This is a genomic window from Bradyrhizobium sp. SZCCHNRI1029 (genome assembly GCF_032487555.1).
Lineage (GTDB): Bacteria > Pseudomonadota > Alphaproteobacteria > Rhizobiales > Xanthobacteraceae > Bradyrhizobium.
In genome coordinates, this window is record NZ_JAUEUK010000001.1 from 693,893 (window position 1) to 708,555 (window position 14,663).

At 64.7% G+C, this 14,663-nt stretch carries 14 protein-coding genes; 7 read left to right on the forward strand and 7 right to left on the reverse strand.

Annotated elements, in window-relative coordinates:
* Positions 1-78 precede the first annotated feature (78 nt).
* The 5 genes from QW861_RS03235 (at position 79) to QW861_RS03255 (ending at position 3,462) form a co-directional block, all read left to right on the forward strand.
* Positions 79-813, forward strand: coding sequence for an SDR family oxidoreductase (locus QW861_RS03235; RefSeq protein WP_315714462.1), 735 nt, complete (start codon positions 79-81; stop codon positions 811-813).
* Positions 814-928: 115 nt separating this feature from the next.
* The gene (locus tag QW861_RS03240) at positions 929-1,675 is read left to right on the forward strand and encodes an SDR family NAD(P)-dependent oxidoreductase (RefSeq protein WP_316164597.1); all 747 of its coding nucleotides are present in this window, start codon (positions 929-931) and stop codon (positions 1,673-1,675) included.
* A 198-nt stretch (positions 1,676-1,873) separates the two neighbouring features.
* Positions 1,874-2,263, forward strand: a complete 390-nt coding sequence (locus QW861_RS03245) for a GFA family protein (RefSeq protein ID WP_316192710.1) — start codon at positions 1,874-1,876, stop codon at positions 2,261-2,263.
* A 55-nt stretch (positions 2,264-2,318) separates the two neighbouring features.
* Positions 2,319-2,999, forward strand: a complete 681-nt coding sequence (locus QW861_RS03250) for a site-2 protease family protein (RefSeq protein ID WP_315714465.1) — start codon at positions 2,319-2,321, stop codon at positions 2,997-2,999.
* 61 nt (positions 3,000-3,060) lie between these two features.
* On the forward strand, positions 3,061-3,462 hold the full coding sequence (locus tag QW861_RS03255) for a hypothetical protein (RefSeq protein ID WP_316192784.1): 402 nt from the start codon (positions 3,061-3,063) through the stop codon (positions 3,460-3,462).
* 21 nt (positions 3,463-3,483) lie between these two features.
* Here the strand turns inward: QW861_RS03255 and QW861_RS03260 are convergent, their stop codons facing one another.
* From QW861_RS03260 to QW861_RS03290, 7 genes are all read right to left on the reverse strand, one after another.
* Positions 3,484-4,272 carry a TonB family protein gene (locus QW861_RS03260; RefSeq protein WP_315714466.1) on the reverse strand — a complete coding sequence of 263 codons (789 nt, stop codon included), beginning with the start codon at positions 4,270-4,272 and terminating at the stop codon, positions 3,484-3,486.
* Between the two features lie 16 nt (positions 4,273-4,288).
* Positions 4,289-4,756, reverse strand: coding sequence for a TonB system transport protein ExbD (exbD, locus tag QW861_RS03265; RefSeq protein ID WP_316192711.1), 468 nt, complete (start codon positions 4,754-4,756; stop codon positions 4,289-4,291).
* A gap of 6 nt (positions 4,757-4,762) precedes the next feature.
* On the reverse strand, positions 4,763-5,701 hold the full coding sequence (exbB, locus tag QW861_RS03270) for a tonB-system energizer ExbB (RefSeq protein WP_316192712.1): 939 nt from the start codon (positions 5,699-5,701) through the stop codon (positions 4,763-4,765).
* A gap of 11 nt (positions 5,702-5,712) precedes the next feature.
* On the reverse strand, positions 5,713-6,402 hold the full coding sequence (locus QW861_RS03275; protein WP_316192713.1) for a Fe2+-dependent dioxygenase: 690 nt from the start codon (positions 6,400-6,402) through the stop codon (positions 5,713-5,715).
* Between the two features lie 2 nt (positions 6,403-6,404).
* Positions 6,405-8,825, reverse strand: coding sequence for a TonB-dependent receptor (locus QW861_RS03280; protein WP_316192714.1), 2,421 nt, complete (start codon positions 8,823-8,825; stop codon positions 6,405-6,407).
* Between the two features lie 260 nt (positions 8,826-9,085).
* Positions 9,086-9,346 (reverse strand): hypothetical protein, encoded by a 261-nt coding sequence (locus QW861_RS03285; RefSeq protein ID WP_315749715.1) that lies wholly within the window; start codon positions 9,344-9,346, stop codon positions 9,086-9,088.
* Positions 9,347-9,723: 377 nt separating this feature from the next.
* Positions 9,724-10,185 (reverse strand): MarR family transcriptional regulator, encoded by a 462-nt coding sequence (locus QW861_RS03290; RefSeq protein ID WP_315749714.1) that lies wholly within the window; start codon positions 10,183-10,185, stop codon positions 9,724-9,726.
* A 158-nt stretch (positions 10,186-10,343) separates the two neighbouring features.
* Between QW861_RS03290 and QW861_RS03295 the strand changes: the two genes are divergently transcribed.
* Both QW861_RS03295 and QW861_RS03300 read left to right on the forward strand, forming a co-directional pair.
* Positions 10,344-11,513 (forward strand): efflux RND transporter periplasmic adaptor subunit, encoded by a 1,170-nt coding sequence (locus QW861_RS03295; protein WP_315714473.1) that lies wholly within the window; start codon positions 10,344-10,346, stop codon positions 11,511-11,513.
* On the forward strand, positions 11,510-14,650 hold the full coding sequence (locus QW861_RS03300) for a multidrug efflux RND transporter permease subunit (protein WP_315749712.1): 3,141 nt from the start codon (positions 11,510-11,512) through the stop codon (positions 14,648-14,650). The genes QW861_RS03295 and QW861_RS03300 overlap by 4 nt, the downstream gene beginning before the upstream one ends.
* Positions 14,651-14,663: the final 13 nt, after the last annotated feature.

Genomic DNA, 14,663 nt, shown 5'->3' on the forward strand with positions numbered 1-14,663 from the left:
GTTATGGATTCCGGGCCCATCGCTTCGCGATGTCCCGGAATGACGATAACTAAGAAGTCAATTCCCAAGGGAGACTCCATGTCCGACCGTCTCAAGGGCAAGCGCGCCTTCGTCACTGCCGCCGCTGCCGGCATCGGCCGCGCCTGTGCCATTGCCTTCGCGCGTCAAGGCGCCACCGTGTTCGCCACCGACATCGATGAGAACGGCCTGAACACGCTGAAGAGCGAAGGCATTGCCGAGGTCGCGACGCTCGACGTGCGCAACACCGCGGCCGTGAACGCGATGGCCGAGCGGGTCGGCAAGGTCGAGATCCTGCTCAATGCCGCCGGCTTCGTGCATAACGGCACAATCCTCGACTGCTCCGACGACGACTGGGATTTCTCGTTCGATCTGAACGTCAAGTCGATGCATCGCACGATCCGCGCCTTCCTGCCGAAGATGCTCGATCAGGGCGGCGGCGCCATCGTCAACATCGCCTCCGCCGCGGGCGTGTTCAAGGCGGCACCGAACCGCTACGTCTACGGTGCGACCAAGGCGGCCGTGGCGGCGCTGACGCGCTCGGTCGCAGCCGATTTCGTCGGCAAGAAGATCCGCTGCAACTGCATCTGCCCGGGCACGATCGAAACGCCCTCGATGCTGGGACGCGCGGCCTCGGCCGGCCCGAACGGGCTGGAGATGTTCATCTCGCGCCAGCCGATGGGCCGGCTCGGCACGGCGGAGGAGATCGCCCATCTCGCGGTCTATCTTGCCAGCGACGAGAGCGCGTTCACGACCGGCGTCGCGCATACCATCGACGGCGGCTGGACGCTGTAGTTCTGCTCCGTCATTCCGGGGCAGCCCGCAGGGCTGAACCCGGAATCTCGAGATTCCGGGTTCGCGCTGCGCGCGCTCCGGAATGACGACAACAAAGATCGACCGGGGAAACATCATGAACCACATCGACCTTACCAACCGCTGCGCCGTGGTCACCGGCGGCGCGCAAGGTTTTGGCCGCGCCATCACCGAGCGCTTCAAGTCGTCGGGCGCGAAGGTCGCGATCTGGGATCACGACATCGCGCTGGCGGAGAAGACCGCGCAGGCGATCGGTCCGGAGGTGCTGGCGCTGCAGGTCGACGTCACCGACACCCAAGCGGTCGAAGGCGCCCGTGACGCGACGCTGGCCGCGTTCGGCAGCATCGACATCCTGGTCAACAATGCCGGCATCGCCGGCATCAACAAGACGGTGTGGGAGACCGATCTCGAGGAATGGCGCAAGGTGCTGCGCATCAATCTCGACGGTCCCTTCATCTGCGCCAAGGCAATCGTGCCGGTGATGCTGAAGCAGGGCTATGGCCGCATCGTCAACATCGCCTCGATCGCCGGCAAGGAGGGCAACCCGAACGCTGCGCACTACTCGGCGTCCAAAGCTGGCCTGATCGCGCTGACAAAGTCGCTCGGCAAGGAGCTGGCGCAGCACAACATCACGGTCAATGCGGTGACGCCCGCCGCGGCGAAGACTGCCATCTTCGACCAGATGACGGAAGCGCACATCAACTTCATGCTGTCGAAGATCCCGAAAGGCCGCTTCGTGCTGGTGGAAGAGCTCGCCGCGCTGGTGTCGTGGCTCGCCTCGGAAGAGTGCTCGTTCTCGACCGGCGCCGTATTCGACATTTCCGGCGGCCGCGCGACTTATTAGTTTGGTACGTCCCTTGTGTAGGGTGGGCAAAGGCGCCGTCGCAGACGGCGACGTGCCCACCATCGGCTTTCGCCCATAAGGACGGTGGGCACAGCGCGCGGGAGATTTTGCGAGAACACAGGCATGACTGCCTCGCGCCTTTGCCCACCCTACACGTCTCGCTGACGACACGGATTTCTGACCCATGGAGCTTGCCTGATGACCCACCACGGCGGCTGCTTCTGCGGCGCGGTGCGCTTCCGATGCACCGGCGAGCCGATCAACGTGCGCGTCTGCCACTGCCGCAACTGCCAGCGGGCGACGGGTGCGCCGTTCTTCGCCCGCGCGCTGTTCGCGCACGACGCGCTGACGATCACCGGCGAAACCGCGCGCTTCCCCTCCTCCGACGCGCTCGATCGCATGTTCTGCCCGCGCTGCGGCGTCAGGCTGTTCTCATGGCGCAAGACGCGCCCGGTTGTCGGCGTGGCCCTGGCCTGCTTCGACGACCGCAACGCCTTTGCCCCGACCGAGCACATCTGGGTCTCGGAAAAGATGGATTGGGTGCAGCTCAGCGACGGCCTGCCGCAATTTCCGGAGAATCCCGCGTAGCATCGGGGAACCATCGTGCCTATGTAAGGCGGTAACGCGTCCGGAACCCCGATCCTTGAACATCTCGCTCTACGGCATCTCCGTCTGGATCCTGCCGATCATCATCGCCATCACCTTTCATGAGGCTGCTCACGCCTTCGTCGCCTGGCGGTTCGGCGACGACACCGCGTTGCGACTCGGTCGCGTCAGCTTCAACCCGCTCAAGCACATCGATCCGTTCGGCACCGTCCTGCTGCCGGGCATGCTGCTGCTGTCCGGCTCGCCGTTCCTGTTCGGCTACGCCAAGCCGGTGCCGGTCGATTTTCGCAATCTGAAGCCGCTGCGCGCCGGCATGGTGATGGTGGCGCTGGCCGGACCGGCCACCAACATCGCGCTGGCGCTGGCGGCCGGACTGGCGTTCCACGCCCTGCCGCTGGTTCCACCGGAGGCGGCGCGGTGGGTGGCCAGCAATCTGTGGAATATTTTCTCGTTCAACATCCTGCTTGCCGTGTTCAACATGCTCCCGATACCGCCGCTCGATGGCGGCCGGGTCGCGGTGGGCGTGCTGCCGGCGGCGCTGGCGCGGCCGCTTGCCCGGCTCGAGCCGTATGGCATGCTGATTCTGATCGGATGTCTGATCCTCCTGCCGCTGGCGGGTTCCCAATTTGGTCTCAATCTTGATCTCGTGTCGGGGCTGCTCCGCGCCACGACCGATTCTCTGAAGCAGCTGCTTCTGCTATTGACGGGTAATGTCTAGATCTACCCGTCAGGGATGGTAACGAACGAGCCCCGAGGCACTCTTGGTCAAAGCCGCTGATATGATGATCGCACGCCGCGCCGACACCCGCGCCCGTGCCGATTTCGCGACCTGGAAGATGATCGCCAAGCTGAACGGCGCCTCCGGCCTGCCGCCGGCGGCGCAGGACTTCCTGGCAAGCTACAAGGCCCGCCTCGGCGACATGCCGGAGGACGAGGCGACCGAGGCCACCATCCGCGAGATGTACAAGGCCTATTATGCCGAGATGGGCGGCGGCGGCGCCCCGCCCGAGGTCAAGCCGGTCGCCGCCGAGCCGGTGACCGGCAATGTCACCGCCTTCCGCAAGCTGCCGCCGAAGAAGGCGGCGCAAAGCGGGACGACCGCTCCGCGCAAGCTGCCGGTTGCGCTGATCTTCGCCGCGCTCTGCGTGTTCTATGTCGGAGTCAGGCTGTATTGGCAGTGAGGTCAGCCGAACCCCACCCGCTCATTTCGGCGGGTTGAACTTGACCGGCAGGATGAAGGAGAACTCGTCGTCGGTGAGGCCCGCGGGAGGCTTTGGCACGGGATCCGAACGGCGGACCATGCTGAGGGCGGCCTGATCGAACTCCGGATCGCCGGACGTTTCCTTGACGTCCACCGAGACGACACGGCCGAGCCGATTGAGCACGAGCGCCAGCTTGAGCTGGGCAGCGGCCTTCTTTCCGGATGGATACTTCTTGTGCAGTTCGAAATAGGCGCTGATCTTGCGGCCCCAATTGGCCGTCAGCCTTTGCACGTCCTTGCCGATACCGGCATTCGGCGCTTTGGTCTTCTCGGCTTCAGGAACCTTCTCGTCCAGGGCCTTGCGCGCGCTGTCTTCGGAGGCTTCCTGCGCCTCCGACGCCTGTGTCTGGACCGTCGCGACTTTCTGCTCCTCGGTCGGCTTCTTCACGTCAGAGGTCGTGACCTCGCGGTCGGCCTCCTCGGTCGTGGTCGGGACATCCTTCTGCAGATCGGTCTGCTCGACCTCGGCCTTCTGCTCCTGCATCTGCGGAGCGGCGGTCTGCGCCACCGAGTCCTGTCCGACCGGAACCTCGTCGTCCTCGACCTTCGGCGAGCCCATATCGATGTCGATGACCTCGGCGCCCGCCGCGCCGAGGCCGCCGGCGTCCTCATCGTCGTTCAGATGCGTCAGCGCCAGCGCGGCCCCGCCGACATGCAGGATCAGCGCGCCCATGATCGCCAGAAACCAGAGACGGCGCGAGGGGGAGTGCCCGATGTCGAGGTCGCTCATCACAAGCCGGCGCTCCTCACGGCTGCGCGGGCTGGGCCGGCGGCACCTGCACGGCCGCGGCAGGCGGCGCTTCCAGCGCCACCAGCTTGATCTTGGTGTAACCGCCGGCGCGCAGCAGTTCCAGGACGCCCATCAGCTCGCCATAGGGCACCAGCTTGTCAGCGCGCAGGAAGATCGGCCGGTCCTTCGGCTGATCGGTCATGGCATCGAGCTCGCGCACGAGATCGACGCGCTTGACCAGATTTTCCCCGATCGCCAGCGACAGGTCCGGCTTGATCGAGACGTAGGTCGGCTTGTCCGGCTTCTTCTGCGGCGTGGCGCTCGAGGACGGCAGGTCGATCGGCAGGTCGACGGTCGAGAGCGGCGCGGCCACCATGAAGATGATCAGCAGCACCAGGATGACGTCGATGAACGGCGTCACGTTGATGTCATGGGTCTCGTCGAAATCGTCGTCGAGATCGCCTTCGGCGAGCGAGACGGCCATCCTCGGCTACTCCGCCGCCCGGACGTGAAGGCCGGTATGGCTGCGATCGAGATCGCGCGACAGCAATCGTCCGGTGGTGCCGGAGGCGCGGTTGACGAGCTCGAGATAGCCCTTCGTGACCCGCGAGAAGTGATTGTAGATGATCACGGCCGGAATCGCCGCGGCAAGACCGATCGCGGTCGCCAGCAGCGCTTCCGCGATGCCCGGCGCGACCACCGCGAGGTTGGTGGTCTGCGATTTGGAAATGCCGATGAAGCTGTTCATGATGCCCCAGACGGTACCGAACAGTCCGACGAAGGGCGAGATCGCGCCGACGGTGGCGAGCAGGCCCATGCCGGTGCGGACCCTGCGCGCTTCGGCGCGAACGATTTCGGTGAAGCTCGAGGCTGCGCGCTCCTTGATGCCCTCGTCACTGCCGAGCCCGGCCGACAGCCGTGCCTCTGATATCGCCGCCTGCAGCAGCAATGCCGCGACGGTCTTGCCTTGACCAAGCGCAAGATGGGCCTCGGCCAGCGACTTCGCCCCGGTCAGCTTGCGCAGCGCGCCGACCAGCCGTCGGCGCAGGACGGAGAATTCGAGGCTCTTGGCGATCAGGATCGTCCAGCTTGCGATCGAGGCCAGCGCCAGCATGATCATGACCGCTTTGACGACGATGTCGGCCTTGAGAAACATGCCGAACGGCGACAGCTCGTCCAGCCCGGTGGTCACCGACTTGCCACCGCGGGCGCCGGTCTCGATGCCCACCGGGGCGGCAGCCGTTGGGGCGACCTGTCCCGACGCGGGAGGGGCCATCGTCAGGGCTGTGCCCGGCGCCGGCGCGGACAGATCGGTCGAGACCGCCGGGGCGGACCTGGCCGGCTCCTGCTGCGCATGTGCAGGTAGCCCCGCAGCAACAGACAGACATGACAGGACGATTGCAAACCTAACGAGGAACGATGTCATCATATCTCGGCCCATTAGACCTCGGCCCATTGCCGGATCAGATTGTGATAGATGCCGGTCAGCTTGACAGCATCGGGATCGTCCCTCCCGAGGCGGTCAGCCAAGCTCTGGATCGCCGCGTCCAGATCGAAGATCATGCTCCGGACGTGGGCATCCCGTATCATGCTCTGCATCCAGAAAAAAGAGGCGACCCGGGCGCCGCGCGTGACCGGCGTGACCATGTGAAGGCTCGATGACGGATACAGCACCGCGTGCCCCGCGGGCAACTTGACTTCGTGCGAGCCGTAGGTGTCCTCGATCACAAGCTCGCCACCGTCATAGCTGTCGGGCTCGGCCAGGAACAAGGTCATCGACAGATCGGTGCGGATGCGCAGGCCGGTCAGCGGATCGCCGCGCACGGCATTGTCGACATGGATGCCGAAATGGTCGCCGCGCGAGGCGGTGTAGCGGTTGAACAGAGGCGGAAAGATCTGCAGCGGGATCGCCGCCGACAGGAAGCGCGGATTCTTCGTCAGTGCCGTGATGATGCGCTTGCCCAGCACCCGCGCCGCCTCGCCGTCGGGCGGCAACTGCTCGTTGCGCTTGACCATGGCCGACTGCGCCCCGGCCGTCGAGCGGCCGTCCTCCCACTCCGCCTCATCCATGACGCGGCGGAAGTCGGCGACCTCGTCTTTCGACAGAACGTCCGGGATGCAGATCAGCATGATCAGAACTTCGCAGTGGTGACGATGTAAAAGGCGCGCCCCGGGGCCACGGCGACGAACGGCACCGCGCTCCGATACAGCGTGTCGTAGTACAGCTTGTTGGTCAGGTTCTGGGCATAGAGCTTCATGGTCCAGTTCGCGTCGAGCTTCTTCTCGACGAAGGCGTCGAAGCGCCAGTAGCTCGGCAGCTCGTTGCCGGTGTTGGCCGCGAAGGTGCCGCCATAGACCTTGGAGCGGTAGACCGCCTGCCCGCCGATCTCCCAGCCATTGTCGAGCTTGTACTTCGACAGCATGCTGAACGACTGATGCGCGATGTTGGCGAGCTGCAGGCCGATGTTGGAGGCGACGCCGCTCTGCGTGACCTTCGACTGCATCAGCACCAGGCCGCCGAAGATGCTCCAGCGATCGGTGAGCTTGCCTTCCGCCTCGATGTCGATGCCCTGGATGCGGTAGGCCGCGCCCGAGGTGAGCAGGCCGCCGACGGTCTCGCGGGCATTGTCCTTGGTGGTCTGGAACAGCGCGGCTGAGACCAGCAGATGGCGGTCGACCAGCTCCCATTTGGTGCCGAGCTCGGCCGCCTTGTTGCGCTCCGGTCCGAGCAGGACCGCGGTGTTGGCGGGCACGCCGCCGTAATCGGTGCCGGTGGCGTCGAGTTCGGAGCCGAACGGATTGGCCGAGGTCGCATAGGCCGCGTAGATGCTGCCGATCGGCATCGGCTTGTAGACCAGGCCGACATTGTAGTTGACCAGGTCGGCGTTCATCTTGAGGTATTTCGGCGAATTGGTCGACGAGCTCATATTGTAGCCGTCATAGCGCACCCCACCGTTCAGGATGACCGTGTCCTGCCAGTTGGCCGTGTCCATGACGTAGACGCTGTTGGTGTTGACGCCGTAGCGCGTCGGGTTGCCGATCAGCGACGGCGTATTGCTGAATGGGATGTAGGTGTATTGCGGCGAGTACACGTTGACGCCGGTAACCGCGCCCGAGCTGGTCGAGCCGCCGCCGAACAATTCGGACGAGAGTCCGGTGTAGCGATCGATCGAGATGTTCTCGTTCGAGAACTCGGTGCCGAGCACCGCGGTGTGCTTGACGCCGCCGGTATCGAGCTTGAACGTCGCATCGTTCTGGTTGGCCCACACGTCCACCGTCTGGTATCGGCTCTGTGCGCTCGCCGTCGTGGTCCAGAGCAGCGGATTCGGGCTGGTCGTGTTGGGGCCCTGCGGCAACGTGCCGATATAGTTGAGAAGCGAGTGCTCGCCGCGGAACTTGCTGCTGAGGGTGATCGCCTCGTTGACCTTGTACTCGGCTGCGGCAGTGCCGAAATCCTGCCGCGCGGTCTGGAAGTCGCGATTGAGGAAGCCATACCAAGTGCCGCGCGGAATGCCTGCCGAGGTCACGGGGACGTTGCCCTGCTTGTAGTAGGGCACGCCGAAATCCGGATAACCCGACAGATCGGTATGGACATAGTTCGTCGTGATCTTGAGATCGTCGATCGGCGTCCACTTGGTCGAGAGGAAGGCGCCCCAGCGGTCATCGGTGACGAAGTTGCGCCCCGCCACATTGGAGTCCTGGAACAGGCCGCCGGTGCGCACCGAGAAGGTCGGCGAGATCACCTGGTTCACGTCGAGCGTGACGCGCTTCTGCTGGTCGGTGCCGAACTCGGTATCCATCCGCTTGAAGTTCGTATCGCCAGCCTGCTTGGTGACGATGTTGATGGCACCGCCGGCGGTGCCGCGGCCGGCATAGGACGAGGCCGGACCGCGCAGGATCTCGATCTGCTCGGTGAAGAAGTTCTCGCGGATCGACACCGCGGGATCGCGGATGCCGTCGATGAAGACGTCGTTGCGGGCATCGAAGCCGCGAATGAAGAAGCGGTCGCCGAACGCATTGCCGCCCTCGCCCGAGCCGAGCGTGACGCCGGCGGTCGAACGGCCGATCTCCTTGAGCGCGGTGACGTGCTTGTCGGCAAGCACTTCCTTGCTCATCACGGTGATCGTCTTCGGCGTGTTCAGGAGCGGCTCGGGAAACTTGCCCGACGCCTGCACGCGGTTGACCTTGTAGGGCTCGGCTGCGTCCGCGTAGGGGTTGGCGTCCGGCGCGGACAGTCCGCCTGCGTTCGGGAACGCCACCGCGGCCTGCTGCGCCGCCTGCTGACGGGCCGCCGCGCGGCGCAGGGCATTGCGCGCGCGGACCTGCTCGGCGGTCGGCTTGGAGGACGTCGGCTTGGCCCGCGCGATCGGCGCATCGACGTTGACGGGCGGCAGGTCGGACGCCGGTTGCGCCTCGGCCGACGACATCGATGCCACCGCCATCAGCCCGGCCACCGCCGACACCTTGGTGACGGAGGGCCCCTCTCCGCGTCCGTCATTGAACCTCATCGCTGCGACCCCACGCAGCGAACGCGGTGCTATCACCTGTCCCATTTTATTTTCACGCGCCCCAGATCTTCATTCCACATCGCTTACGCGGATCATTCGCAGTGCGACGATGTGTCGTTGGTATCGGGCGCGTTTCAGGGGGTCAATTTGAGGAGCCCTAATTTGGCCTTGAATAGTTCCAGATCAAAACAATTCTAAAAACGCTCAACTAACAACATGCGGAACTTGAAATCGTTCTAAACAGCGCGATTTGACTCGCGCTGTCGTCGAATCAGCACTGCGCCGGGCGTAACCCCCGGCGCAGGTCAGTTCGACGAGCCAGCCGGCTCGTCGGGGCTCGGCGGCTTCATCAGCGAGAACAGCTCGTCCACGGTCTGCACCGCGATCTGGCGCACGCGATCGGAATCATCGATCCCCGCGATCCGCACGCCCTTGACGACGGCCCTGATCTCATCGCGAAAATCGGTCAGGAAGCGCAACGGATCGCGCTGCTCGTTGGCGACGCGCGCGATCAGGCCAGTGACCAGGATCTGGCACGCGAGCATCTTTCCATTCAGTTCTTCCATCGTGAGCTCCCCATTCGCTATCGTCGCACGGCGCATCGTCAGCGACACAGCCTCGCTCCGGTTGAATCCTGCCGCGGCCCGACGGCGCCATGACGGCGGCGGGACCCATCGGCTTCTAATCAGCTCCCATCGGGCGCGACAAGACGGCGAGAATAGGTCGGAGTGCGGCATTCGCACGAGAGACCCGCGCGGCCGGCGAATGGTCCGGCGCGGCGCGCCAGCCGACGATGGCGGCAGAGGATCGCCGCAGACCGCCCTGCTCTCGCGCAGGCCACGCCGCGGCAACGGCAAGCTTCCCCGCCATTTTTCGCACTCAAGATGTTTTATTATACGACGCAACTCAAGATGGGATCAGAACGGTCTGCGCCGCGGCTCGGCTATTTGAGCGCCACCTCGGCTTTCGGATCGGATAGCGTCTTGATCCGATCCTTCAGGTCCCTGAGCGTGGACAGGCTGGTGGCTACGGCCTCGTCCGGAATGTCGTGCAGAACGTCGCCGGCGATCGCATCGCGCAGCTCGTCGAGATCATCGACGAGCTCTCGTCCCGCGGCGGTGAGATGGAGACGGTTCGCGCGGCGATCCCTCGGATCGTGCCGGCGCTCCAGCAGCCCCTGCTCGACCAGCCTGTCGAGCAGACGCACCAGCGAAATCGGCTGCAGTTCCAGCACTTCTGCGAGATCGACCTGTGACATCCCCTCATGCGCGCGCAGCCGAAACAGCACCACCCATTGGGCGCGGGTGGTGCCGCGCTGTTTGGCACGATGATCAATATAGTTGCGCAGGATGCGCGAGCTTTCGACAAGCTGCGCAACGAGCTGACGTCTCATATCCAGCGACATGGCTGTGAACTCCCTTGCGCTTCCTCGAAGCTTGCCGATTGTTTAGGTTTGTCCACGCGCTCGTGTGTTTACACATTAATTGCGTGCGTACTATATCTGGCATGCTGGGAATGGTTTTAAAGACCGGTTATCCTGTTCGTCTCAGCATATGGGCCAGCATGAAGACATCACGAACCCTCGGTTGGATCCTGCTTGTCGCGGCTCTCGGCGGCGCCGGCTATTACGGCTGGCAGCGTCATCAGGGCGCCGAGGCAGCGAAGAAGACCGCTGAGCAGACATCGGCCCGACCGCAGGCGGTTCGGGTCTCGACCGTGCCGGTCGAGAAGACGGACTTCCCGGTCTTCCTCACCGGCCTGGGGACCGTGCAAGGCTTCAACACCGTCCAGGTCCGCACCCGCGTCGACGGCCAGATCGACAAGATCGCCTTCACCGAAGGCCAGCTTGTGAAAGAGGGCGACCTGCTGGTCGAGATCGACCCGAGGCCGTTCCAGGCCGCGCTCGACCAGGCCAAGGCCAAGCGGGCGCAGGACGAGGCCAATCTCAACAACGCCAATCTCGATTTGCAGCGCACCACCAAGCTCGGCGAGTTCGCGACCCGGCAGCAGCAGGACACCCAGCGCGCCACCGTCGCACAGCTCACGGCACAGATCGCCGCCGACGACGCCGCGATCGCCAATGCCCAGACCCAGCTCAGCTACACCCAGGTCAAGGCGCCGATCTCCGGGGTCGCCGGCCTCCGCCAGGTCGACATCGGCAATATCGTCAACGCCTCGAGCCAGACCGGCATGGTCTCGATCGCGCAGATCGAGCCGATCGCGGTGATCTTCACCGCGCCGGAGGAGCAGTTGCCCTACATCAACGAGGCGCAGAAGACCGCTCCCTTGAAGGTGATCGCGTTCACCACCGACGGCAGGAAGCAGCTCGCCGAGGGCAAGCTGATGGTCGTGAACAACCAGGTCGACACGTCGAGTGGAACGATCCGGCTGAAGGCGGTGTTCGACAACAAGGACCACGTGCTGTGGCCCGGACAGTCGGTCTCGACGCGGCTGCTGGTGCGGACGCTGAAGGATGCCACGGTGGTTCCCGACGACGCCGTCCAGCATTCGACCAACGGGCTGTATTCCTACACGGTGAGCCCGGACAGCAAGGCCGAGCTGCGCAAGGTGAAGGTCGGCGTTTCGCTCGATGGCCGTACCGTCGTCGAAGAGGGGTTGACCCCCGGCCAGCAGGTGATCACCGGCGGTCAATTCAAAGTTCAGCCAGGCTCGGTCGTGACCACCGCGGTGGCCAGCTCGGAGCCGGCGCCAGCTAAGGTCCGGCAGGAATGAACGGCGGCATCTCGGCACCCTTCATCAAATACCCCATCGGCACCTCGCTGCTGATGGCAGGTATCCTGTTCATCGGCCTGGTCGCCTACCCCCTGCTGCCGGTCGCACCGCTGCCGCAGGTCGACTTCCCGACCATCCAGGTGACCGCCAATCTGCCGGGCGCCAGCCCTGAGACCATGGCGACCTCGGTCGCCCAGCCGCTGGAGCGGCAATTCGCACAGATCCCCGGCATCGCCCAGATGACATCGACCAGTTACCTGGGCACCGCATCGGTCACGATCCAGTTCGACCTGAACCGCAACATCGACGGCGCCGCCAACGACGTCCAGGGCGCCATCAACGCTGCCTCGGGCCAGTTGCCCAAGACCCTGCCGTCGCCGCCGACCTACCGCAAGGTCAACCCGGCGGACGCGCCGATCCTGATCTTGTCCGCCACGTCCGAGACGCTGCCGCTGACGACGGTCTCCGACTCCGTCGATGCGCAGCTCGCGCAGCAGATCAGCCAGATCTCGGGTGTTGCCCAGGTGATCATCGGCGGCCAGCAGAAGCCGTCGATCCGTATCCAGATCGACCCGGCCAAGCTGGTCGCCAAGGGCCTCTCGATGGAGGACGTGCGCAGCCAGATCGCGATCACCACGGTCGACAGCCCGAAGGGCAACATCGATGGCGAGCGTCGGGCCTACACCATCTACGCCAATGACCAGCTCACCGAATCGAAGGACTGGAACGACGTCATCATCGCCTACCGCAATGGCGGTCCGTTGCGCGTCCGTGACATTGGCCGGGCGGTGACCGGGCCGGAGGATGCCAAGCAGGCCGCCTGGGCCAACGGCAAGCGCGGCGTGTTCCTGGTGGTCTTCAAGCAGCCTGGCGCCAACGTCATCGAAACCGTCGACAAGATCAAGGCGACGCTGCCGCGCCTTGTTGCGGCGATCCCGCCGGCCATCAAGGTCGAGCTGATGTCGGATCGCACGACGACCATCCGTGCCGCGGTCGAGGACGTCCAGTTCACGCTGCTCCTGACCATCTTTCTCGTGGTCATGGTCATCTTCATCTTCCTGCGCAGCTTCTGGGCCACGGTGATCCCGACGATCACCGTGCCGCTCGCGCTGCTCGGCGCCTGCGCGATGATGTGGGGGGTCGGCTATTCACTGGACAACCTCTCGCTGATGGCGCTGACGATCGCGGTCGGCTTCGTCGTCGACGACGCCATCGTCATGCTCGAGAACATCTCTCGCTATGTCGAGGAAGGCGAGTCCCCGATGGCTGCCGCCTACAAGGGGGCCAAGGAGATCGGCTTCACCATTGTCTCGATCTCGATCTCGCTGGTCGCCGTGCTGATCCCGCTCCTGCTGATGGGCGGCATCATTGGGCGCCTGTTCCGCGAATTCGCGGTCGTGCTGGCGATGACGATCTTCGTCTCGATGTTCGTCTCGCTGACGTTGACGCCGATGATGGCCTCGCGTTTCCTGCGCGGCGGCCACCAGGCTCATGGCAAATTCTACCAATGGAGCGAGCGCGGCTTCGAGGCGCTGCTCAGGGCCTACGAGAAGGGATTGGACATCGCACTGCGCTGGCGCTTCGCCACGCTGATGGTGTTCTTCGCCTCGCTCGGCCTGTCGATCTACCTGTTCGTGCTGATCCCCAAGGGTTTCTTCCCGCAGCAGGACAACGGCCTGATCACCGCCGCGTCGGAGGCGTCGCAGGACATCTCCTTCAAGGCGATGCAGTCGCGCCAGGAGGCGCTGGCCAAGATCGTGCAGGATGATCCGGGCGTAGCCAGCGTCGCAATGGCGATCGGCGGTTCCGGCCGCGCCGGCAATACCGGCAATCTGTTCATCACTTTGAAGCCGCGTGACGAGCGTGATGCATCGGCGCAGCAGATCATCGCACGCCTGAGGCCGCAGCTCGAGAAGGTCGAGGGAGCCCGGCTCTACATGCAGGCCGCGCAGGACGTCCGCCTCGGCGGCCGGCCGTCCCGAACCCAGTTCGAGTTCACGCTGCAGGACTCCAATCTCGCCGAGCTCAACGAGTGGGCGCCGAAGATCTTGGAGAAGATGCGCTCGCTGCCGCAGCTGCGCGACGTCGCCACCGACCAGCAGGCCGACGGCACCACCGTGCAGCTCACGATCAACCGCGACACCGCCTCGCGGTACGGCATCTCGCCGCAGCTGATCGACGACACGCTGTATGACGCGTTCGGCCAGCGCCAGGTCGCGCAGTACTTCACCCAGCTCAACTCCTACCGCGTGATCCTGGAGATCCTGCCTGAACTGCAGGGCAATATCGACACGCTCAACAAGCTCTACGTGAAATCGCCGACCACCGGCGACCAGGTGCCGCTCTCGACCTTCGCCAGTTGGACCAACGTGCCGGTGCGGCCGCTGTCGATCAGCCACCAGGGTCAGTTTCCGTCGATCACGATCAGCTTCAACCTCGCCCAGGGCGTCGCGCTCGGCCAAGCCACCGATGCGGTGCAGCGCGCGATGGTCGAGCTCGGCGCGCCGGCAACCTTGAACTCGAGCTTTCAGGGCACTGCGCAGGCGTTCCAGCAGTCGCTGTCGACCGTGCCGCTCTTGATCCTCGCCGCCCTCGTCGTGGTCTATCTGATCCTCGGCATCCTCTACGAGAGCTACATTCACCCGATCACGATTCTCTCGACGCTGCCCTCGGCCGGCGTCGGCGCGCTCGCGATCCTGATGGCGTTCGGCTACGATTTCAGCCTGATTGCGCTGATCGGCGTCATTCTGCTGATCGGCATCGTGAAGAAGAACGGCATCATGATGGTCGACTTCGCCATCGCCGCCGAACGTGACCAGCATCTGCCGCCCGAGCAGTCGATCCGCCAGGCCGCCCTGCTGCGCTTCCGTCCGATCATGATGACGACGATGGCAGCCCTGCTCGGCGGCGTGCCCCTGATGCTCGGCAACGGCACCGGCTCGGAGATCCGCCAGCCGCTCGGCTATGCGATGGTCGGCGGCCTGATCGTCAGCCAGATGCTGACGCTGTTCACCACGCCGGTCGTCTATCTCTATCTCGACAAGGTCAACAACGCCTTCGCGCGCTGGGGCCGTACGCACATCGACCACGAGCCCGAGACCGCGGCCGCAGGTCCGGTCAAGGAAGCGGCGGAATAGTCCGCCGCTTGTC

Bases quoted from the DNA above. Each gene is read 5' to 3' on its own strand.
- QW861_RS03235 (WP_315714462.1), top strand. From the start codon at position 79: ATGTCCGACCGTCTCAAGGGCAAGCGCGCCTTCGTCACTGCCGCCGCT.
- QW861_RS03240 (WP_316164597.1), top strand. From the start codon at position 929: ATGAACCACATCGACCTTACCAACCGCTGCGCCGTGGTCACCGGCGGC.
- QW861_RS03245 (WP_316192710.1), top strand. From the start codon at position 1,874: ATGACCCACCACGGCGGCTGCTTCTGCGGCGCGGTGCGCTTCCGATGC.
- QW861_RS03255 (WP_316192784.1), top strand. From the start codon at position 3,061: ATGATGATCGCACGCCGCGCCGACACCCGCGCCCGTGCCGATTTCGCG.
- QW861_RS03260 (WP_315714466.1), bottom strand. From the start codon at position 4,272: ATGAGCGACCTCGACATCGGGCACTCCCCCTCGCGCCGTCTCTGGTTT.
- exbD (WP_316192711.1), bottom strand. From the start codon at position 4,756: ATGGCCGTCTCGCTCGCCGAAGGCGATCTCGACGACGATTTCGACGAG.
- exbB (WP_316192712.1), bottom strand. From the start codon at position 5,701: ATGATGACATCGTTCCTCGTTAGGTTTGCAATCGTCCTGTCATGTCTG.
- QW861_RS03275 (WP_316192713.1), bottom strand. From the start codon at position 6,402: ATGCTGATCTGCATCCCGGACGTTCTGTCGAAAGACGAGGTCGCCGAC.
- QW861_RS03280 (WP_316192714.1), bottom strand. From the start codon at position 8,825: ATGGGACAGGTGATAGCACCGCGTTCGCTGCGTGGGGTCGCAGCGATG.
- QW861_RS03285 (WP_315749715.1), bottom strand. From the start codon at position 9,346: ATGGAAGAACTGAATGGAAAGATGCTCGCGTGCCAGATCCTGGTCACT.
- QW861_RS03290 (WP_315749714.1), bottom strand. From the start codon at position 10,185: ATGTCGCTGGATATGAGACGTCAGCTCGTTGCGCAGCTTGTCGAAAGC.
- QW861_RS03295 (WP_315714473.1), top strand. From the start codon at position 10,344: ATGAAGACATCACGAACCCTCGGTTGGATCCTGCTTGTCGCGGCTCTC.
- QW861_RS03300 (WP_315749712.1), top strand. From the start codon at position 11,510: ATGAACGGCGGCATCTCGGCACCCTTCATCAAATACCCCATCGGCACC.